12 protein-coding genes and 1 pseudogene are annotated in these 21,255 nt (G+C 49.7%); 6 read left to right on the top strand and 7 right to left on the bottom strand.

All coding sequences use genetic code 11. The features are described 5' to 3' along the window. Positions 1–70 precede the first annotated feature (70 nt). The 3 genes from ACFE7X_RS22245 to ACFE7X_RS22235 form a co-directional block, all read right to left on the bottom strand. Positions 71–442 (bottom strand): hypothetical protein, encoded by a 372-nt coding sequence (locus tag ACFE7X_RS22245; RefSeq protein WP_375437885.1) that lies wholly within the window; start codon positions 440–442, stop codon positions 71–73. Positions 443–2,050: 1,608 nt separating this feature from the next. Beyond that, positions 2,051–2,347: a DUF3817 domain-containing protein gene (locus tag ACFE7X_RS22240; RefSeq protein ID WP_375437884.1), complete on the bottom strand. Its 297-nt coding sequence runs from the start codon at positions 2,345–2,347 to the stop codon at positions 2,051–2,053. 111 nt (positions 2,348–2,458) lie between these two features. Further along, a complete protein-coding gene (locus tag ACFE7X_RS22235; RefSeq protein WP_375437883.1) occupies positions 2,459–2,899 on the bottom strand; it encodes a hypothetical protein in 441 nt (146 codons plus the stop codon). Positions 2,900–3,474: 575 nt separating this feature from the next. Between ACFE7X_RS22235 and ACFE7X_RS22230 the strand changes: the two genes are divergently transcribed. Together ACFE7X_RS22230 and ACFE7X_RS22225 are read left to right on the top strand one after the other, a co-directional pair. Beyond that, on the top strand, positions 3,475–4,620 hold the full coding sequence (locus tag ACFE7X_RS22230) for a PKD domain-containing protein (RefSeq protein ID WP_375437882.1): 1,146 nt from the start codon (positions 3,475–3,477) through the stop codon (positions 4,618–4,620). A 489-nt stretch (positions 4,621–5,109) separates the two neighbouring features. Beyond that, positions 5,110–8,220 (top strand): response regulator, encoded by a 3,111-nt coding sequence (locus ACFE7X_RS22225; RefSeq protein ID WP_375437881.1) that lies wholly within the window; start codon positions 5,110–5,112, stop codon positions 8,218–8,220. A gap of 49 nt (positions 8,221–8,269) precedes the next feature. Here the strand turns inward: ACFE7X_RS22225 and ACFE7X_RS22220 are convergent, their stop codons facing one another. The 3 genes from ACFE7X_RS22220 to ACFE7X_RS22210 form a co-directional block, all read right to left on the bottom strand. Beyond that, entirely contained in the window at positions 8,270–8,860 is a 591-nt protein-coding gene (locus ACFE7X_RS22220; protein WP_375437880.1) for a DUF1989 domain-containing protein, read from the bottom strand. Continuing rightward, a complete protein-coding gene (gntA, locus tag ACFE7X_RS22215; RefSeq protein WP_375437879.1) occupies positions 8,829–9,521 on the bottom strand; it encodes a guanitoxin biosynthesis heme-dependent pre-guanitoxin N-hydroxylase GntA in 693 nt (230 codons plus the stop codon). The genes ACFE7X_RS22220 and gntA overlap by 32 nt, the downstream gene beginning before the upstream one ends. Positions 9,522–10,078: 557 nt before the next feature. Beyond that, complete coding sequence (locus ACFE7X_RS22210; RefSeq protein WP_375437878.1) at positions 10,079–11,296, bottom strand: ATP-binding protein; 1,218 nt, start codon at positions 11,294–11,296, stop codon at positions 10,079–10,081. 294 nt (positions 11,297–11,590) lie between these two features. Between ACFE7X_RS22210 and ACFE7X_RS22205 the strand changes: the two genes are divergently transcribed. After that, positions 11,591–14,902: a PAS domain-containing protein gene (locus ACFE7X_RS22205; protein WP_375437877.1), complete on the top strand. Its 3,312-nt coding sequence runs from the start codon at positions 11,591–11,593 to the stop codon at positions 14,900–14,902. A gap of 118 nt (positions 14,903–15,020) precedes the next feature. Here ACFE7X_RS22205 and ACFE7X_RS22200 read toward each other — a convergent pair whose 3' ends face one another. Beyond that, positions 15,021–15,686 (bottom strand): bifunctional 4-hydroxy-2-oxoglutarate aldolase/2-dehydro-3-deoxy-phosphogluconate aldolase, encoded by a 666-nt coding sequence (locus ACFE7X_RS22200; protein WP_375437876.1) that lies wholly within the window; start codon positions 15,684–15,686, stop codon positions 15,021–15,023. Positions 15,687–16,347: 661 nt separating this feature from the next. Between ACFE7X_RS22200 and ACFE7X_RS22195 the strand changes: the two genes are divergently transcribed. The 3 genes and pseudogenes from ACFE7X_RS22195 to ACFE7X_RS22185 all read left to right on the top strand — a co-directional run. Continuing rightward, on the top strand, positions 16,348–16,875 hold the full coding sequence (locus tag ACFE7X_RS22195) for a CAP domain-containing protein (protein ID WP_375437875.1): 528 nt from the start codon (positions 16,348–16,350) through the stop codon (positions 16,873–16,875). A 396-nt stretch (positions 16,876–17,271) separates the two neighbouring features. Continuing rightward, positions 17,272–19,428: a glycoside hydrolase family 97 protein gene (locus tag ACFE7X_RS22190; RefSeq protein WP_375437886.1), complete on the top strand. Its 2,157-nt coding sequence runs from the start codon at positions 17,272–17,274 to the stop codon at positions 19,426–19,428. 1,018 nt (positions 19,429–20,446) lie between these two features. Continuing rightward, a pseudogene (locus tag ACFE7X_RS22185) lies at positions 20,447–21,255 on the top strand (hypothetical protein); the annotation flags it as partial.

The raw sequence follows: 21,255 nt of genomic DNA, 5'->3' as shown, positions 1-21,255 counted from the left end.
GCAAGAGGCAGAGCACGAGCAGTGGCCAGCGGTAGGGCAGGGACATAGGAGGAGATGGAGGGGGGCAGGCCTAGTTGTTGAGCGCGCCCGCGGTAACCCACTTTTGCAATAAAGCTAAATCACAGTCGGAAAGCTTGGCGCCATCTTTAGGCATTTGAGCGAAGCCGGGCATGTGATTGACCACCCCTAGCAGTTGACCAGTGTCCGCCCGCCGTTTGAGTTCGGCGAAGTCTTCTAGATTCACCCCGCCCGTCAAAAGAGTGGGGTTGTGGCAACTGCGGCAATTGCGGTCGAGCAAAGGTGAAATCGACAAGCTATACGACACGATAGCTGGTGTCTGACAAGGTATTTTAGGCGCCAGCTCTTCTACGTTGTCGTAACTACAGCCAGCAGAGATAGCTAAAAAGAAAAGAGAACACCAACGGGTAAAAAGGTTCATCATTAAAATAGTATTTAAAAATCTCTTTGACAAAGCATTACAATGTCACAGTAGAAGTAGATAGAGTGATAAATAGTACCACAAGCAAAACCAGAGAGAAAGGCCACCTAGCCTTGATAACTGATTAATAAACTTCTTGGAGTAGTATGATTATTATTTTTAAACATTGTTAGCAAGAATTCTTAGAAGCGAGTTATCACTATTCAGTGGTAAACACGTTTTCTGGCACTAAATCTATTACCCTAACGTATCAGCGAACAAAGCATAAAAACCACTTTTGCTAAGCTTTGCTTGTCATCTATTAAAACTTAACACTATAGTTGTACTTTATTGTCGTAATAAAAAGTTGTATCCGGTACTAACTACACATAAGTGCAAAATAAAATCATTTTGAAAAGCAAAAAACGAAATTTGTAAAGTGATAAACGTATTCTGAACTTTTATTCTTAATTATAAGATATAATTTGTATAATATCAAGAATATAATGTTATTATTTCTTTGAGCTTCCTTGTTCTCAATAACAGGTCAATAGTATATGTGACTTACGAAAAAATAAAAATGTCGGATTGACTACCCTACAAATTAAGGTTTTTGGAGTATAACAATGGTCTGCAGTTCAAATATACATTTGTAATATGTTATATATAATATATGAATAAATGCAGAAATAATTAAAATAATTTTAATTATTATAAGAATTTTCTCGTTCAATAGTCAATGCCGAATGACCTGATTCTATTGTACTCTGTATTTATTCGTACCGTTGTTCCATATATCAAACATAGAACATCATCTCGATTTTTAACGTCTGTTTTCGTCCAATTAAGTTCCTGTCAAGATGAATAGCTTATATGACTCGTCTAAGATAAATTCATTTGTCTAAAACTAAGATTTTTGTCCCATTAAGGGAATAAGCACAGTAATCGGTTGTATATTTTAGATGCACATGAGTATAAGTAAAGCTATATAATATCGTAGGGCGTTGAAAGGAACTCAGTTCATGATATATAATTTTACTTATAAAACATTGATTTATTATTTTGCGGTTACATGTGCATGCACAAGAACAAACTCAGTAAATCAGTTCAGTTACGTAGCTATTTTAGAACAAATGTATCTAACACGTTGAAACGCATCAAATTTCACTAAACTACGCTTTACATAAGGGAGCGTAGCCTAAAAGAAGTTGATGTGCTTTCAATAGTATAACTGAATTGCTTAAAGAGATACTAAGCAGAAAACCAAAAGCTAAAGCATGAATGCTTATCACCCAAGCGACTTTATGTTGCCTAACATATGTTGCCTGTGACGATTTTGCTCAGAAGTATCTTCTATCTCAGTAACGGTTTTCATTACTGGATTTTTGCTATCAGGACACCAAGAGCATAGTAAACTCCAGTCTGTATCACAACTTGCTCACAGCTTAACAGGCTTTAAACCTTGCTAAAATCCTAAAAAGAGATGATTAGTGGGCATTGATATATTGTAGACAACTTTAAACTAAGCCTGACGTGACGCAGTGCAAAGGTTCACGTCCACGGTATTATTAGTGTGTAGCGCCTCACCCGTATCCATCTTGAGTCACCGAAAAAGGTTACAATGGTTAACAGCTAGCGAAACAGGTTCTTATCGGCCCAGAATGTACCAAATGGTAGTAGCGACACAACAATTGTTAAAAACGTTTTTCGGAAAGGCCACTTGAGCTGGAAGCTTATTACAGCAACAAGCCCTACATACAATACAAACAGAAGCCCGTGTGCCATGCCTAGTATGCGTACTGCCTGTGGTAAACCAGCTATGTATTTAAGAGGTATTGCAACACCTATTAAAAACAAAAACGAAATTCCTTCCAAGAAACCGACAACACGTAGAAACCCAAGTGGGGAATTGAATAAGCGGGTAGACATAATTTCACATGAAATCAAACAATGTGGCAATAGACATTCCTTTCATCTATTTATTGTTCGAAGGCCGCAAGTATGTGAGATAAAATTCGGTTTAAATACTGATTCAATGCCTTAGCGAATAGCAAAGTAAGGGGAGTCTAGCTTAGTCTCTAGGGTTGGACCTGTATGTACTAAACCATCTAAATCAACTTGTAGCAGTCGGTAATGCACTGATCCTGCTGCCGGCGTAGCGTCCACGAATGCATGATGGCGAGGAGTTACTGCCATTGGGTCGCCGAGAACTTGTGCTATTTCTTTGAACGCAGCTTGCCCAACTTGTCGCTCTACAACAAAATAAGCACAGGCGAGCTCCTCATTAGTTTCCCATTCTAGGCGCTGGGTAGTACCCTCTGCCAGTACAGAAAAGTGCCGAAGTTCCAACTTGGTTTCCGGGATACTCTCTAAAGAAGCCCGGGCGTTTTCATGGATATTAACGCATGCAGTGCTTAAAGTAACCAATGAAATTGCGCATAATACGTGAGGTAACAACGGCAGCGAAAGAGAAAAAGTCATATAGCGATTTTGCAACTATCAAATAATAGTTCAATATAAGGCTAGCTTTTCGGATTAATCAATAGGAGGTGCCAACTAAAATGTTCAAAGTATATAACTCTATACTTATTCTTAGGTGAATGCTACTTAGCTTATTCTTTGAGTAAACTGTATCATAAATACCGCAGTAAGAGATATGAGTGGGAGACAATACAAGACCTAGAAAAAGCTTTGTATCAATTGTTCTAATTCTGATAGCTCATCTGCTGTGTTCGAGTTCCGCATGGGGGCTATATGAATGTATGCAACGAAACACCAAGGATCCATGAACAACAGGTGTTGAAATGGGACCACGCTCGTTAGGGCATGTAGGCTCATAATCTTTAACTGAAGCATTCAGTTGCTAGCTGGAAAGTCCAAAAGCAGCAGTTCGCCCCATCCGCTCGCACAAGGCGAATGCAAACGTAAGTCTGGCTAAGAATAAGGGAAGTCAAAACAATTAAGACAGTCTTACCTTAGTGCACTACCTATTTAGATAAGACCACTCCAATCACTCGGATAACCTCTGGAGAACTACAATCAGCCGCATTAGCAACATGAAGCTAGTTCACTTTCCATATTTCCGTTGTCATTCACTATTGGCTTACGCTGGTAACCGTATTATTGGTAGCAGCCTATTAGTGCTAGTTTCCTTAATGCTAATTAGCCAAGGACCTGCGGCCTTTGCGCAGGAAAACCGCGGCTACAAAATCTACCAGTTTCCGGCGAATATGATTCCACGCGTAGATGGCCAAACTGACGACTGGGCTAGTTTCCCTAGTGAGTACGTGGTAGGCACCGACCAGTTATGGGACGATTCGAAACACTACCCCGCACCAGATCCAACTAATCTCGACGTAAAGGTACGAGTAGCGTGGATAAAGGGATTAAACCGCCTTTATTTCTTGTATGAGGCATATGATGACTATTGGGATTTTACCCTGCCAGGCTTACATAATGACACGTTTGAACTTGTTGTGGACGGTGACCTTTCAGGTGGCCCGCTAATTGCCGAGCAGCATCCCAACCAAGCGCTTCCGCTTTGGGACAGATTTGTGTCTTTTCATGGCGTGCACGCGCAGAATTATCACATTTTCACGCCGGCTGTGGGCAAAGATTGGGCTTTGGCCTGGGGCAGTCAGCCTTGGATCAAGCGCTTACCTTATGCCAATATCGCCTACTCCTATAAGTTCAAGCCAGGTGGTCCAGGCAAATTGATTGCCGAATTCTGGATTACTCCTTTCGACTATGCCGGGGCAGAAGGACCAGAACGTGCCGTCGAATCTGTGCTGGCTGATCACAAAAAAATAGGGCTAACCTGGGCGGTAATTGATTACGACAACGTACTGGATGAAACCAAAAAAGGCTTCTGGAATCTATCGAAAAATCACAAAATGTACGGTAATTCCAGCTTAGGCACTATTTTCACTCTTATGCCACTGGCCGTTAAAGATCAGCCGCAACTGCAAGCCCAGTGGTCGTTTTTGATTACTGATATGGCAAAGCGGCAAGTAACGTTCCGCGATGAAAGCCAGGGTACTGTTACGCGCTGGCACTGGGACTTTGGCGACGGCACAACATCTAATGAACCCAGTCCAATACACCACTACCAGAAAGCTGGTAATTATATCGTTGTGCTGTCTGTGGTTGGGCCAGCTGGCAACTCGCGCATGGCGAAGGTATGGGAGGTGGTCCTCAAATGAAGTGGCGGTTGGCAACCAAGCAGACAAATGGGAACTTCTCAAGCCAAGGAAATGAGTGATGAGTTTGCTGAATTCAATAGTCCCAAAGTAAATTTAGTTGAGGCTTAGGTGAAAGCAACGTGATTCTCTTGCCATTAGGCGCTTACCAAACTCTTAGACTGTGGCCTAATAGGCTGGCAAAGAAAGCTTGCTGAGGCTTGTTACGCTTGGTACTAGCGTAATAAGTGCCACTACTGAAGAATATAGCTTCTCCTGAAATGGGCTCTGTGTGTCCTGGTAAGCATAGCTTGGCGAAGTAGTTCTATGCCTTGCTCAGCACGGGAGCTCATAAATAGGAACAGGTCAGCGCTGAAATTTGCAAGGATATAATAGATTCGTTCTATCTACACAATAATAAACTACTGTATTTCAACTATTTACAGAAATACGTGTTAGATTTATTACTTTGTTTATATTTGCTACACTATACACTTCTTATTTCTGTGCTGCATGGCTATTGCTACTTGCGATGATTTGAGTGCTCCCTTTTCGGATAACCATACGTGGCGGACTTGGGCTGAAAAGCGCCTTGCTGACTTGGAACGGGCACTTGCAGCAGCTCAAACACAAGTACAGCTTCACGAAGCGCGGTTCACTGAATTGCTGGAAGCCTTACCTGGTCACGTCGTGTTCACGAGTGCGGCGGGCCAAGTTGAGGCAGCAAACTCGTCTGGCCGCGAATGGTTGACTTCAGCAGGGAATAATGAATCAGATGCAGACTCCGCCCAGGTCCTGCAACACCATTTCCAGAACCCAGCCGCTTTTCAAGCTAACGCGGAGGCCGTACGGACAGCGAAACAATCAGTTTACAATCAGGAGCTAACATCGATAAATGGGCAAGCCCTGCGCTGGGACTACCTCGTGCTTGGCAACAGCTCAGGGCACATGCACTGGTTCCAGGAACGGGTGCTAGATCCTACGCACGCGCTGCTAGCCTGCCATCCGCAGCCAGTGCTACACCTTTCCGCTGCCGGGCAGGTGCAGTACGCCAATGCTGCGGCAACGGCCCTGCTAGGCGAGTTAGCGCAGGAATTGCCTCAACCTAATGATTCTCTATTGTTTCTGTTGCGGGCCGTCTCAGCTACCAATAATCCTGGCCAGCAGGAATTGCAGGCAGCAGGCCGGCACTACCACGCAACTGTTGTTGTCGTTGAGGCCAGCACCCACGTATACTTAACGGATATCACAGCCTTGCGCCGCGCAGAAGCCGCGCAGCATGCACAACAGAATTTCTACGAAACCATTCTTCATGAACTCCCAGTGGAGGTAGCTGTTTTCGACACTTCTCATTGCTACCGTTTCGTCAATGCCCGTAGTATCGACGACCCGGACCTGCAAACTTGGGTTATCGGCCAAGATGATTTCAGCTATTGTGCCTACCGGCAACGCCCCCGCGAGCTAGCTGTGCAACGGCGGCAACGCTTCGAGCAAGCTGTACGGACCCGGACGGAGGCCATGTGGGAAGAAACAGAAACAACCGTGGACGGCCTGCGGTATATGCAGCGACATTACCGACCGGTATTCGCCACGGATGGTTCGTTGCAGATGGTAGTAGGCATGGGTATGGACGTTACGGAACGCCGGCAGGCAGAAAAGCAACTCGTCGACCAGCGGGAGTTCTACGAGTTCGCGCTCGATCAACTACCGTGCGATGTGGGAGTTTTCGACGACCAGTTTCAGTACCTATACGTTAACGCTAGCGGAATTAAGGACCCCGTCGTGCGCAAATGGGTGATAGGCAAAGACAACTTTGCTTATTTTGCTCGTAACAACCGTCCCGTGGCGATGGCCCAGGAGAGACACGAGCGCCTAGAACAAGCAGTGCGCGAACGTCGCCTTGTGACATATGAGGAGGCTTTTGTTCGGCCTGACGGAATTCGGCATCAGTATCGGTGCTTGCAACCCGTATTTCATGCAGATGGCTCTCTGCATCTAATCTTGGGCTATGGCCTGGACGTGACCGACCGGGTAGCCACCGAACAAGCATTACGCCACGCCAAGCTGGCGGCCGAATCCGCTGTGCGCGCCCGCGAGATTTTCCTGGCTAATATGAGCCACGAAATTCGCACGCCAATGAATGCTATTCTGGGTATGAGCCAGTTGCTGGCCAAAACCCTGCTTACGCCTACCCAAGCCAGCTACCAGCAGGCTATCAGCACCTCGGCAGAAAACCTGCTAGTCATTATCAACGATATTCTAGACCTCTCGAAGCTGGAAGCCGGCAAGATGGTGCTCGAGCAAGTTGGCTTCGCGCCAACCCAGTTGCTGGCGCAGGTCGAGCAGACCTTGCATTACAAAGCTGCGGAAGCCGGGCTGTCTTTGCTTACACAGATTGGCTCGCAGTTGCCGGCTGTGCTGCTAGGCGACCCGTACCGCATCACGCAGGTGTTGCTGAATTTGGCAGGTAATGCCATTAAATTCACTGAAAAAGGGCAGGTCGTCGTTTCGTGCGATATAGTAAGCGTAGACGACGAAAAAGGCGCGGTGGACGTACTGTTTCAGGTAACCGACACCGGTGTTGGTATTGATCCTGCCTTTTTGGCGCGTATATTCCAAGAGTTCAGCCAAGAGGATGCGTCGGTGACACGCAAGTTCGGTGGCACGGGCCTGGGGCTTTCCATTTGCCGCAACTTAGTGAAGTTGATGGGCAGTGATTTGCAGGTAACAAGTGAAAAGCAGCAGGGAACGATGGTGCAGTTTCGTTTGCGCCTGCCAGTAGGCACGGCGCACGACTTGTTGCCCCAAGCACTGCTGCCGGCCGACAGCCCCGTCCGCCAAGAATTGCGACACAAACATGTGCTGCTTGTGGAAGACAACCACTTCAATCGGCAGATTGCCAAAACCTTCTTGCAACAGGCGCAGGTGAAGGTAACTGAAGCCGAGCACGGCGCGCAAGCGGTTGAATTGGCCCAGGATCAACCATTCGATCTGATCCTGATGGACATTCAAATGCCGATCCTCGACGGCTATGCCGCAACGGCTGTTCTGCGGCAGCAACTACACTTAACCACGCCCATCATTGCCCTTACCGCCAATGCCATCAAGGGTGAACGGGAGAAATGTTTGGCGGCGGGAATGAATGCCTACCTAACCAAACCATTCAAGGAAGCAGAACTGCTGCAAGTGGTGAGTGACTGGATTTTGCCGCACGTTGTAGTGCCTGTCTCAACCCCTACGGCCGTTATAAAGATGCTCCCAACCGCTGCCCTTTATGAGGTCGACGAGTTGTTGCAGGCTGGCCAAGGCGACCATACTTTCGTCGCTTTTATGCTGGAAACCTTCATAGAAAGCAGCGAAGAAATGTTGCTGGCCCTGGCCCAAGGCCTACAGGAGCAGGACATAAAACAATTGAGAAGTGCGGCGCACACGCTCAAACCAAGCTTGGCGCATCTACACATCTGGCACCTTCTCCCCCTTGTAACGCAGCTTGATCAGTGGGAGGAAGAATTTCAGAAAGAGGCTTTAACTACGTTGGTGACCACCATTACGCAGCATTTACGAGAAGTTATAAACCACATGCAAGCTGCTTTGGCACTGCAACCAACTTCTGTCGCCAACTGAAGTTTCAAGCAACTTGGCAAGGCAGCGCTACCAGTGGCTGAAAACGGGGCTATTCCAGAATTTGATAGCCGATGGGCTTGAAGGCGTAATTGTTCGACATTTCGGCCGAACAAGCTGTCATTCCGATCAACAAATCGGTTTTGGCTTCTAGCACAACGTAGTCCCCAGCTTTGCTTTTGGGAGGAAGCACGTCAACTTTTCCCGTTTCCCCATCCACGGTTACGTGCATAAAGATGTTGAAGCAAATTGGAATAGCGTCGGGGCTGATGCCATACTCCTGTAGCGCCTCGCAGAGGTTGCCGAAGCACCCACGGTGCGGATGCGCGTGCCCATAAATGATGCGGAACGTGTCGGCACTACAGGGCGTGAGCAGAAAGTCATGACGACCTACAGTATCCTCGACCAACTCGAACATGATGTTGCTGCGGTTGGAGTAGAACGGGTGGCCCTTGGTAAGGAAGATCGTCTCGGCATAATCGATGGTCCGCCCCGAGGAGAGGTATTCGGCTTTGTCGTCGAGGTTATAGCAGATGAAGTCGGATACCTGCTCGCCTTCGATGTCTACCACCTTCAGTTGCTGGCCTTTGCGCAAAATAAAGGCGGTACCGCTACGCGGCGGAATAATGGTTAACTGATCCATGTTGGCTTAAAAAAGGACATTTCCAGGCTTGGTCGTACGCCTTACCGCTGTATTGGTAAGCTTCCGAGGAGTTACCGTAATCCTGCAACATCGGGTTGATGGAGCCGGAGTAAGCTACGTCGCGGGTCCGAATGATATTGCGGATACTATCATAGCGGCCATTGGTCCGGATTTGCTCGAATTGGGCATGAGCGTTGAACACGAGCGTTGGGTACGTGAATCGCCGAGCCGGCCGGGAGCTGCCAGGGTGCAACCCAATCACGAAGAAGGCTTCCTCTTTGAGACTGAAGCTGAAGTCGGGCGAGGAAGGGTCGGCCACTACCCGTCGGTCGTAGCCATAGCGCTGGGCATCGAGGTTGGAAAGGGCTTGCAGGCGCTGCCAGAATAGTTCTTCAAACAGCGCTTCGTTGGGCATTGTTGGTCCCTTGAAGATGATAGAGGCACTGTGATACAACTTATCAGACTCCCGGTAAGTATCCACAAAATCGTAAATGAACTCCAGAATGGCGGCATCATCCTTGGGGCAAGCCAAGTGGTCGACCACCAAGTACTTCAACTGCTGCGTGGTAAGCGCGGTTTTGGCGGCTACGCAAGGAAATTCCTTCTTATTTATAAAAGAAAGATATTCTTCGCTATATATAGTTGTTTGAACGTCAAGCATGTGGGAATTCTTGTTGTAAGGAGAAGCCAGGAATAATTAAAAATTCCTGATTCAGTATTACGCAAGAATCTCGACTAGTGTTGACGAGGTAGCATTACTCTTGATAACCTCGTCATTACTCCCGTCTGCTTCAGCTTCAGGAGCGGAAGCAGACAGCAAGCAACCCCAAACGCTTAGCTAGACAGTATTTACTTGTCAGTGCTACGTACGAGCTACAACTAAAATTGTAGCAATCGAGCACCTGAATGAGTGCTTTTTAGGTGGTAATTATCGTAAAATCATGTACAAAAAGAGTGCGGCAAGTAGGAGCAAAGTTGTAGCCTCTTCCTCTTCCTCTTTCGGCATGAGCTACCGCTCACATTACTTAGGGCTACAACAGTTGCCTCAACGGCTATAGAGCTAGGCAAGCAAACCACCTGGAACCAAGGTCGGCTGTAGCATGCCTTGCTACTAAAAATACTTGAGGTATTCACACAGGCTGCTCGGGGGAGTACACCGGCAACCGCGGGTAGTATAGTACAGATACGGCGCAGAAAGGGCATCTATACTAAGCTCAGCTACTCCTCCAGGTCGATAAAGAAGGTGGTGCCCTCGTTTTCTTGGCTTTCCAGCCAAATTTTGCCTTGGTGTTGCTCTACAATTTGCTTGGTGATAAACAACCCCAGGCCCGTGGTGGTGTCGCCGTAGAGGCCAGGCCGGGAGGCCGAGCTAAACTTGTCGAAAACACGGGGCTGCAACGCCTCCGGAATGCCTAGTCCGGTGTCGTGCACTACTAGTCGGGTACGGCCTTCGTGCTGTTGCAGCGTGACGAGAATTTTTCCGTTGGCCGGCGTAAATTTCAGGGCATTGGTGATAAGGTTGTCGACAATGCGGCCAAATTTATCGGCGTGAATATTGGCATAGACGGGCTTTTCAGGCAAATTCAGCACTAAATGGATGCCTTTTTCTTGCGCCGAAACCCGGAACACGCCTAACTGCTCATCCAGGAAGGCGCCCAGATCAATGCGGTACTTTTCCAGCCGGGTTGCTTCCAGTTGTCCGAGGAAAAGTACATCCTTCAGCAGCGTATTGGCTTTCGCGCAGTCTCGCTCAATTAGGGTTAGCAAGTGCTGCACCTCCTGCAAGGCCGTGCTTGGCGCAATGTCTTGCACGGATGGGTTAGCTCGCAGCATATCAACCATCATTACGATGTTGTTGATTGGGCTTTTCAAATCGTGCGCTGCTAGCTGCAGGATGGTTTCCTGCGTGTCGTAGAGGCGTTGATTTTGAATCTCTAGTTTTTTGCGCTCGGCAATGTTTTCGAGTGTGGTGTAGCCGAGTTCCCCCTCCCCGTCGGGAAATAGCACCGACGTAACCTGACACCAGAACGAAGTCTGGTCTTGGCGTACTAAACAAGTTTCCAGCGTAAAACTAGGGGCTTTGTGGGCCCATAGCTGCTCTTGCAGCCTTTGCCAGTCGTCGAGGTGGTCGGGGTGAGTGAAATCTTGAATGCGTCGGCCCACCACTTGGTCGGGATGCTCGAAGCCGAGCATAGTGGCCAAGGCCTGGTTGGCTTGGCGAATGGTTAGGTCGGGGGCAATAATTTTCTGGCCTAGCGGTGAGTTTTCGAATACAGTGCGGAACCGGTCTTGGCTGTGCTGGTACCGCTGTTCAGAGGCTCGTTGCTTGAGAGCGTCAACTTTCTCTTGATGCAGGCGAGTATTTTCCTGTTCAAGAAACCGCTCGCGCTTAGTATGGTCTCCCGTGGGGGTGGGGGAGGAAATATCGGAGGCCATAAATTAAATAAGCTTGAGGTGGATCACCTAACAAGATACGACTTAACCCGGCGGAAACCGAGAGAGTCCGTTTCCTTCAAAGCAAGCGAGTAGCAGCGGTAGGGGGTGGCATCAGTCTAAGCCCTCAAACAAATTGCTCGTGGGGTGAGATAAAACGGGGCTTAGATCGAAAACTTGCCTGCTTCTTAGAACGGCTTTCCCACGAGTTTACGCGTAAAAATCAGAAGCTACACTACATTTTTATTCCTGTTACGCCGGAACTGGCTTGCTTTGCCTTGTCCTATCTCTCGAGTTATGCTTCCTCCTCCCACTTTGTTGTCTGCCGTTGCCCCTGCTGAAGATCTTCTCCGCGACCTGCTAGCCGTTTCCCTCACGGGCGTCATCCTCTACACTCCCGTTTATGACTTAACGGGCGAGCTTATCGATTTCAACTTCGTTTACTTGAATCCAACGGCCCAGCGCATGATGGGCATGCCTGAGCAACCTACAGTTACGCATCTGCAACAGTGGCCCCACAGCAAGGAGCATGGTACCTTCGCCTTCCACGTCGAGGCCTTTGTGAGCGGCGAACCCCAGGAGTTTAATATCAACTACCAGGCCGACGGCTACGACAACTACTACCGCTTGGCGGCGCGCCGCACGGGTCAGGGCCTACTGGTGAGCTTCACCGATACGGCTGACCAACCGCGCGCGCCCGTCGAACTGGCCCTGCGCGAAAGCCAGGCCCGCGAGCAAGCGGCGCGTGCCGAAGCCGAGCAGCAGCGAGCAGACCTACAGCGCCTTTTCGAGCAAGCTCCCGTTGCCATTTGCATCTTTCGAGGGCCCGATTTTGTAGTGGAACTAGCCAACCCCGCCCTGACGGCTATTTGGCGGCACTTGGCGCCGTCGGTAGCTTACCCTTATTTTGCGACTATGCCCGAAACAAGTGGTCCGGGCCTGGAATCCGTGCTGACGAGCGTACTACACACTGGGGAGCCCTACTTTTTGCGCGAGATGCCTGTCACCTTACCTTCTTCGTCCGCGGGGCCGCTAGATCAGGGCTATTTCAATTTTAGTTTTCACCCGCTGCGCGACGCGCAGGGGCAAACGACCGGCATAGTTGCGGCTGGTACCGAGGTTACGGAACAAGTGCGGGCGCGTCAGCAGGTCGAGCAATTCAATCAGGAACTGGAAGTTCGGGTAATGGAGCGCACCGAGCAGTTGGAACTGGCCCTGACTGAAGCCCGGCGGCAAGGCCTGCGGCTGGCCCAGCAACAAGACTTGCTCCAGCAAATCTTAGGGCAGGTACCTGCAGCTATTGCCACTTTAGAAGGCCCCGAGCACCGTTATACCTTCTTCAATGCAGGTTACTATGCGCTGTCCGGTCAGCGGGCGCAGCAGGGGCGAACCGTTGGGGAAGTTTTGCCGGAACTGGTAACCCAAGGTCTTGTAAAGCGGCTGGATGAGGTGTACGCTACCGGTAAGCCTCGCCAGGGGCAGGCAATGCCTATTCAGTTGTATGACGCGGTGACGGGCCGGCCGGAACAACGGTATCTTGACTTTATCTACCAACCGCTGCTCGACGGACAAGCCCAGCCCCATGGCATCCTGGCTTTCCTCGTCGATGTGACGGAGCAGGTACAAAGTCGTCAGCAAGCCGAGACGCTGCAAGCCCAGGTACTGGCGGCTACGCAGCGCCAAGTGCAGGAGCGCGAAAACCTCTATCATATTTTTGCTCAAACTCCGGCCGCTATCTGCATTCAGCGGGGCCCCGAGCACCGGTATGAATACGTTAATGAAGCCTACGAGCAGTTTTTCCCGGAGCGGCAGCTACTTGGGCGTACGGTGAGCGAGGCGCTTCCCGAAACGGTGGATAGCGGCATTCTAGCCCTGCTCGACCACGTGTATCAAACCGGTGAAACCTACTTCGGCTACGAGCTGCCCTTACTTCTAGCGCAGCCCGCCGGGCCCGCCCGGCAGATGTACTTCACCTTCACGTATCAAGCTTACCGCGAAAATGGCGAGATAGTAGGCATTTCCACCTTCGCCCACGACGTAACCAACCAGGTGCTAGCCCACCAAGAGCGGGAGGCGCAGCAGCGCCAGTTGCACGACTTGTTTATGCAAGCGCCGGCTCCCATCGTCATCTTAGATGGCCCGGATTTGGTATATCAGCTTGTTAATCCGGCCTATCAACTCATCTTCCCTGGCCGCGAATTGCTGCACAAGCCCGTAGTAGAGGCCTTGCCTGAATTGGTGGGTGCCGACATTTTCAATGAGTTGCAGCGCGTGTACGCTACGGGTGAAACCTACGTGGCGCACGAGTTGCCCTTGCAGTTGGCCCGTCGTACGGGCGGCGCTTTGGAGTCAATTTACTGTACTTTCATTTACCAGGCCCGCCGCAACGCGCACGGCGCCATTGATGGTGTCTTGGCGTTTGCGCACGAAGTCACCGACCAGGTGTTGGCCCGGCGCGTGGTGGATGAAAGTGAGCAGCGGCTCCGTTTGCTTACCGATGCCCTTCCCGTACTTATTGGCTACCTCGACCGGGAAGAGAAATACCAGTTTGTCAATCAGGCTTACGAATCTTGGTTCAACCAGTCTCCCGCCAGCCTGCTCGGCCGGCCGGTGCGCGATGTTATCGGGGAAGTGGCGTATAGCCGGGTGCAAGGCTACATTGAGCTTGCCTTGACTGGCGAGCCGGTGCAATTTGACGCCGAAATGCCGTACCGCTTGGATTTCACGCGCTACATCCGCACGAGTTACGTGCCGGACATTCAAATGGGACAGGTAGTAGGATTTTACACGCTGGTTGTGGACACCACGCCGCAGGTGGAAGCACAGCGGGAATTAGAACAAAGTCGGCGTAAAGCGCTGGCGCTAGCCGAGGAGTTGACGGTTGCCAATGAGCAACTCATACGCACCAATGTGGATCTAGACAACTTTATCTATACCGCTTCGCACGACCTGAAGGCGCCTATCTCCAACATCGAAGGCCTGCTCTATTTGCTTCGCGACGAGCTGCCCGCCGACGCTCAGCAGCAAAACGTGCAGAATATGCTGGCGCTCATGCTGGGTTCGGTGGAACGCTTCAAACGTACGATCAGTCATCTGACGGACGTATCGAAGCTACAAAAGGAACACGCCCCAGTTACCACGTCCGTGAATTTGGCGGCTGTAGTGGAAGATGTGTGCCAGGATTTAGCGCCGCTCATCCAGGAGACTGGCGCCAACCTTCGCATCGACCTCACCAACTTCCCCCCAGTGCAGTTCTCGGAGAAGAATTTGCGCAGTGTGGTGTACAACCTGCTCAGCAATGCTCTCAAATACCGCTCGCCCGCCCGGCGGCCGCACGTGGATGTACGGGCGCACGTGCGGGCGGACTACACGGTGCTGGAAGTGCACGACAATGGCTTGGGTATTGACGTAGCGCATTTGCCCAAGCTCTTTACGATGTTTCAGCGGTTTCACACGCATGTGGACGGGACCGGCATCGGGCTGTACATGGTCAAGCGCATGGTGGAAAACGCGGGCGGACGCTTGGAGGTGCATAGCCAACTCGGCGCCGGCACCACGTTTTTCGTCTACCTGCCGCATACAGAACCGAGCCTAGCCAGCATCAAGTAGATAAGCTAAGAACATGTCTTCAGTAGGTAGAGTAGGGGAGCTTATCGTAGATACAGGCTCCTTTACACGTGCGAGAATACTTTTCAAAGCTTGTTTAAGCGTACCTGAATTTGATAGGCTAGCTCTTGCTCTGATATGCGGCGGCTAGCTGTACTATTTTCTTGATGCGGGCCGCTAAGACGGTGTGGTCCTGGCTATCCTTGAACAGCTTGGAACCCATTCCGACCACGCTTACTCCTGCTTCAAACCACGCGCGCAGGTTCTCTTCTGTAGGTTCTACCCCTCCCGTTACCATAATTTTCACGTTGGGCATCGGGGCGAGCACCGCCCGCACATAGTCGGGGCCTACGATACTGCCAGGGAATATCTTTACCAATGCAGCTCCTAGCCGGGTCGCGTGGAAAATTTCGTTGGGCGTTAGCGCGCTAGGAATCCAGGGTACATCGTAATGGCGGCAAACTGCAGCTACGTCGGCAGTGGTGATGGGCTGCACTACAAAGTCGGTTCCCGCCTCCAGAAAGACTTCTGCTTCCTTGGCGTTGTAAATGGTGCCACTTCCCAGCAATAAATCGGGATAATGCGCGCTGACATGCTCACGCAACTTAGTGAATACGGCAAAGGTATTTGCCCCTCGATTGGCAAATTCAAAGACGCGAATACCCGCTTCGTAGCAGATATCTACAATTTGCTGAGCGTAGGCGGCATCGTCATGGTAGAAGACGGGGACTACCTGTTGGCGTAAGATGGCTTGAATAACGAGGCTGGAAGGGGAGCGTTCGGACATGGAAATAGAGGCGGTGTCGTTGTTTGGTGGGGAATCGAGGAGTGGCGCGTACGTAGCGACTAAGGAGCCTTAGAACGCACTGGAATTTTAAATTAGCCTTTTCCTGCTTGCTTTAGTTTCCTGTACTCTCCCGCAAATGCATTATACTCTTTTAAGGTAACAAGGATTAGCGAACGATAAGAGCATACGTGGGTGAAAGCAGTACGGTAATGCTTGGCCGCTATCAGGTAGCGCAAAAGCAAGAATAGAGGAAAATCGATACGTTCAAGTTGGCTAGTCAAGCAAGAAAGGGTAGCGGTAATGTGAGGTATGAATAGGCTGACGACAACAGGATGATAGGAGTTTGATATACTAAAAGTACTGGATGCGCGTTTTCAAGGCATCTTCCGAAACAACCCGTTCTGGCCTCTTTATCTAGCCCAATGGCTTCAGTTGCTGCCTTCTGTTGTAAGAGTATGCAATAGGGGCAGCGGATAAGTTGAGAATCGCACGGTTGCTTGGTCTGATCTTCTTTCGGCTTATGTCCGGCGGCTACTGTCGTGGCCTGGATTGCTGGTGCATGGCTGTTAAGTAAGCTACACTTCTTGGTTTGAGCAATTGTTGCCGTTGCTCTTCGCTGAAGCTTTCCACACACTCATTTCACCCCGCCCCTGAGAATCCAATGAATTATCTTGTTTTTCTGCTCGTCGTGTTTCTCGTTGTTCCCACTAAATCAGTTACTCCCAAGGCGCTGGTGCCCGCAGCTTCGGTTATCAATTTGAGAGACCTGAAAACCACAGTTAGCCTTCTTCAGCAACTTAATATGTACCGTCAGCAGGCAGGCTTACCGCCGCTTGCTTTAAGTGCAACCGCCTGCCGGGCAGCGCGCTTGCAGGCGGTCTACAACCTCACGCACCACACGCACGGGCATTACCATCCAGACTACCCCACGCCGCGCCTACGACTAGCTGCCGTCGGTCATGAGTTTCAGAAAGCCAACGGATTTCTTAGCTATGGTTACGAAAACTGTGTCCGTTTCCGGGGTATGCGGTCTGACAAGCTCACTAGTATCGAAGCTCAAATTCTGCGGGCCTATAGAGAGTCGCCCAAGCACAATTCCGTGCTCTTAGATCCTCACCCAACGAAAGTAGGGATAGCCACCATTTATGATGGCAATGAACTGCAAAACTCGATGGTCTTTTGCATCTGAGTATGGGATAGTTGAGTAAGAAGTGCTAGCGGAATGGGGTATTGGGCAGGGTTATATAAAGTACAAGACCAAAAGTATAAAAATACAGATTTAAAATACAGATTTACGAGTTTTAGGCGCAAAGGCAACAAGATAATCCCGAAATTAAGTAAAAAAAAGTATAAAATCGTATGCATAATGTGCTTTTTTGTACTTAATGGGATATGTCCATGCTTACTTTATGACTTGCAACTAACCATTTCATTTATACTGCCCTTTAATCAAGCATTGCAAACTTCATATGGGAGTGAACAATGTACTCGCTGTGAACACCAATGCTGATTCGATACTCATCTACAACCAATACCTTGCCTTGCGAATCCCCATCCCATCACCAATTCCTGTTCGCTACGCATGATGCAACGTTTCTTCTCTTCAGCGCTTACTACTTGTTTTAAGGCCCCGCAGGCCTTACTATTTATTTGTTTTTGCTTCCTGCTCCGAGTAGGTTACGCCCAGGAAATCAAATCCCCCAACACCAATCTAACGCTAACCTTTGCGCTACAGGAAGGCGGGGTGCCAACTTACCAACTCACCTACAAAGGCCGCGCTGTCATCAAGCAAAGCAAATTAGGCTTAGAGCTAAAGAATACCACTTCTCTTACCAACGGGTTCACGGTGGCCAGCGCTACCCGCCGGACCGTTGACGAAAGCTGGCAACCGGTATGGGGCGAGGTGAAAACCATTCGCAATCATTACAACGAGCTAACCGTCACGCTTGCGCAGGCGGCAAGCAGCCGCACAATGAAAGTACGTTTCCGGGTATTCGACGATGGTCTGGGCTTCCGCTACCAGTTCGACCGTCAACCCAAACTCGATTACTTCACTATCAAGGAAGAGCGCACCCAGTTTGCCTTGGCTGGCGACCACAAGGCGTTCTGGCTGCCCGGTGATTACGACACCCAGGAATACAGTACCGTCACGTCTAACTTGTCGGAGGTACGCGGCAAAATGAAAGCGGCCGTCACGCCCAATGCCTCGCAGACCACCTTCTCCGCCACGGGCGTTCAAACGCCACTCATGCTCAAAAGCAAAGACGGACTCTACATCAACATCCACGAAGCGGCCCTGATCGACTACTCCTGCATGTCGCTGGAGCTTGATGACAAGAACTTGGTACTTGAATCGCACCTGACCCCGGACGCGCGCGGCGACAAAGGCTACCTACAGACCCCGGCGCATTCGCCTTGGCGGACGGTTATCGTTAGTGATAAGGCCGGGGATATTCTGGAGTCGAAGCTGATTCTCAACCTAAACGAGCCCACTAAGTACAAGGATACTTCCTGGATTAAGCCCGTGAAGTACGTAGGCGTGTGGTGGGAGATGATTACGGGCAAAAGCACTTGGTCGTATACCAACCTGGAGAATATAAAGCTCGATTCGCTGGACTACTCGAAAACCAAGCCCAACGGCACGCATGGCGCCAACACCGCGCACGTGAAGGAATACATCGACTTTGCCGCAAAACATGGCTTCGATGCGGTGCTGGTAGAAGGCTGGAACACCGGTTGGGAAGACTGGTTTGGCAAGAGTAAGGATTACGTGTTCGACTTCGTGACGCCGTACCCGGATTTCGACGTGCAAGAGCTGCACCGCTACGCCGCCGGTAAAAACGTGAAGATCATCATGCACCACGAAACCTCAGGCTCGGTGCGCAACTACGAGCGCCACCTAGATAAAGCGTATCAGTTCATGGTCGATAACGGCTACAATGCCGTGAAAAGCGGCTATGTGGGCGACATCATTCCGCGTGGGGAGCACCACTACGGGCAGTGGCTCAACGACCATTATCTATATACCATTACGAAAGCCGCCGACTACAAAATCATGGTCAACGCCCACGAAGCCGTTCGGCCCACGGGTCTAAGCCGCACCTATCCAAACCTGATTGGCAACGAAGCCGCCCGCGGCACCGAGTACGAGTCATTCGGCGGCAACAACGCCGACCACACTACCATTCTGCCGTTTACCCGGCTGATGGGCGGCCCTATGGATTACACGCCCGGCATCTTCCAAACCCGCATCAGCGCTTACAATCCGAGCAACACCTCGTTCGTACATAGTACGCTAGCCCGGCAGTTGGCGCTCTACGTGACGATGTACTCGCCCCTGCAAATGGCCGCCGACCTGCCCGAAACCTACAACAAGTTCCTCGATGCTTTTCAATTCATCAAAGACGTAGCCGTAGACTGGGACGACACGAAAGTGTTGGAAGCCGAACCCGGCGACTACGTAACCATCGCCCGCAAAGCCAAAGGCAAAAGCAGTTGGTTTGTGGGCAGTTCCTGCGACGAGAACGGCCGCACCTCTACCATCAACCTCAGCTTCCTGGACCCAGGCCAATCCTACGTAGCCACCGTGTACGCTGATGCCAAGAATGCGCACTATGAGAAAAACCCGCAGGCCTACGTCATACGGACAATGAAAGTAACCAACAAAACCAAGCTGAAACAGTTCTGCGCCCCTGGCGGGGGCTATGCTATCAGCTTAATCAAAGCAGGTGCCGCCCGCTAGAGCTTTAACTAGATTAGCCTTAGCACAAGAAAAAGCCCCAGTGCACTTTGCACCGGGGCTTTTTCTTGCTTACGTGAGTGGTCTTGAGGATATACCTTGACAAACTATGTTTACCAGGGACTACGTGCTTAAAATTGCACTCCGGCGCCGTAGCCAAACCAGCCCAGCACTCGAGTACCGGCATTGCCTACATCCAACTAGAGTTGCCGGTTGTCGCTCAGGCTGGAGCGTACCTACCCTGTCTCGGTATGTAACTTATCTTCCTAGTTGCGGAAGTTGCTCAGACGCTTGAACCTTTCAATGAAGGTTGCTCTCGATCCTTTTCATAAAATTTATATTGCTCGGAGTATAAAATTGCTCGGAGTATAAATTATCTTTTATTGACAGCAGTTCGACCAATTCTAAAACGTAGCGTTGCAAGAGCCTTCTAAGTATCCCTTGCTTTCTTAAGATAATTTCTAAATTAAACCTATCATATAAATTATTTTTTACATACATGTATTACTCAATTAATATTTAACTTTCTTATTATTTTTATAGAAATATTAGACAATTCGACACTTAAAATTATTTTAAATAAAATTTTATTAGTGATATTGTTTATTTTTTAAATTAATAATATTTTTGATCTGGTTTGTATTCGATTTCGCAGTAACCTAAAAGAACAGACAGAGGCTTTTTTAACTTGGCTGAATCATATTCTGTTAGAATATACTATATAAAGCTTAGTAAATATGATTTCATCATTGTTTTGCACGGAATACAAAGCAAATCAGCAAGAGCTACAGAGAAATGAATAGATTCAGAGCGTCACCAACTGCATAACGGCGATTTTGTAGTGCCTAGCAGTAAGCTGCTTTGTTTGGTGGCGGGTCATTCCTTATCTCGATGGTCTAGTTTAGGTAAACTATAAACCAACGCTTTTTGCTGCTCTTACTGCCGAGTATTGGGTCTAATTTTGGTTAGATTAGTCTATCTTTTCCTCATTGATCTGCTCTTTCTCCTCAGTACCTACTATATGGTGTATTCATTACTCTTGCGTCGAACTTGGTTCGGAGCACTTCTGCTATTTTTGGTGGGACTACTAGGGTTGACGTGTCCAGTGCAGGCAAGTCACATTCGGGCAGGAGATATTCAATCAAAAATTGATACCACTGCCAACTTCAACCCCCGACGCGTCTTTTTTCGGTTAACCCTTTATTGCAGCGAGCCTAATAGTCCGATACCCGACCAGCGCGATGCAGCTATTTTCTTTGGCGACGGCAGTTGCGACTTGAACGTACCCCGGACCACCAACATACCAATCAGGGCGGGTATAAGACGCTACACGTACGAATTCGAGCACACGTATGGGGCACCGAGCCCAGCTGGGCGGCCCTATGTCGTCAGCTTTATCGGGGAGAATCGCAATTTCGGAGTCTTGAACATGAGTGATTCTGGCAATCAGTCGTTCTACGTTTCCACTACGGTTACCATCGATCCGGCCTTATTACAGAATCGCTCCCCAGTGCTCCGGTACCCCGCGATTGACAACGCGGTGGTCGCGCAGGTGTTTCAGCACAATCCGGCGGCTTATGATGCCGATGGTGATTCCTTGGCTTATGCGCTGGTTTCCAGCCAACAAGGGGGCACACTAAATTCAGTAACCAATTGCACTTTCGTAGCGGCCGTCGTTCCAGGCTTTGTAAGGCCCAATAGGGTTGCTCCTGGCGTACAGGTCCCCTTTACGGGTCCCCCCGTAGGCGTGCCTGGGGACACTGCTATTTTTCAGGTTGATGCCGTTACGGGGCAAGTGGTGTGGAATGCGCCGAGCTCAGTGGGCGAGTA

Source organism: uncultured Hymenobacter sp. (genome assembly GCF_964242765.1).
In the GTDB taxonomy this organism is placed as follows: domain Bacteria; phylum Bacteroidota; class Bacteroidia; order Cytophagales; family Hymenobacteraceae; genus Hymenobacter.
The sequence above is the reverse complement of the archived record's forward strand: the minus strand, read 5'-3'. Positions and strand labels throughout refer to the sequence as shown.

Excerpts from the sequence above, each read along its gene's own strand:
- ACFE7X_RS22245 (WP_375437885.1), bottom strand. The coding sequence starts at position 442 with ATGATGAACCTTTTTACCCGTTGGTGTTCTCTTTTCTTTTTAGCTATC.
- ACFE7X_RS22240 (WP_375437884.1), bottom strand. The coding sequence starts at position 2,347 with ATGTCTACCCGCTTATTCAATTCCCCACTTGGGTTTCTACGTGTTGTC.
- ACFE7X_RS22235 (WP_375437883.1), bottom strand. The coding sequence starts at position 2,899 with ATGACTTTTTCTCTTTCGCTGCCGTTGTTACCTCACGTATTATGCGCA.
- ACFE7X_RS22230 (WP_375437882.1), top strand. The coding sequence starts at position 3,475 with ATGAAGCTAGTTCACTTTCCATATTTCCGTTGTCATTCACTATTGGCT.
- ACFE7X_RS22225 (WP_375437881.1), top strand. The coding sequence starts at position 5,110 with ATGGCTATTGCTACTTGCGATGATTTGAGTGCTCCCTTTTCGGATAAC.
- ACFE7X_RS22220 (WP_375437880.1), bottom strand. The coding sequence starts at position 8,860 with ATGGATCAGTTAACCATTATTCCGCCGCGTAGCGGTACCGCCTTTATT.
- gntA (WP_375437879.1), bottom strand. The coding sequence starts at position 9,521 with ATGCTTGACGTTCAAACAACTATATATAGCGAAGAATATCTTTCTTTT.
- ACFE7X_RS22210 (WP_375437878.1), bottom strand. The coding sequence starts at position 11,296 with ATGGCCTCCGATATTTCCTCCCCCACCCCCACGGGAGACCATACTAAG.
- ACFE7X_RS22205 (WP_375437877.1), top strand. The coding sequence starts at position 11,591 with ATGCTTCCTCCTCCCACTTTGTTGTCTGCCGTTGCCCCTGCTGAAGAT.
- ACFE7X_RS22200 (WP_375437876.1), bottom strand. The coding sequence starts at position 15,686 with ATGTCCGAACGCTCCCCTTCCAGCCTCGTTATTCAAGCCATCTTACGC.
- ACFE7X_RS22195 (WP_375437875.1), top strand. The coding sequence starts at position 16,348 with ATGAATTATCTTGTTTTTCTGCTCGTCGTGTTTCTCGTTGTTCCCACT.
- ACFE7X_RS22190 (WP_375437886.1), top strand. The coding sequence starts at position 17,272 with ATGCAACGTTTCTTCTCTTCAGCGCTTACTACTTGTTTTAAGGCCCCG.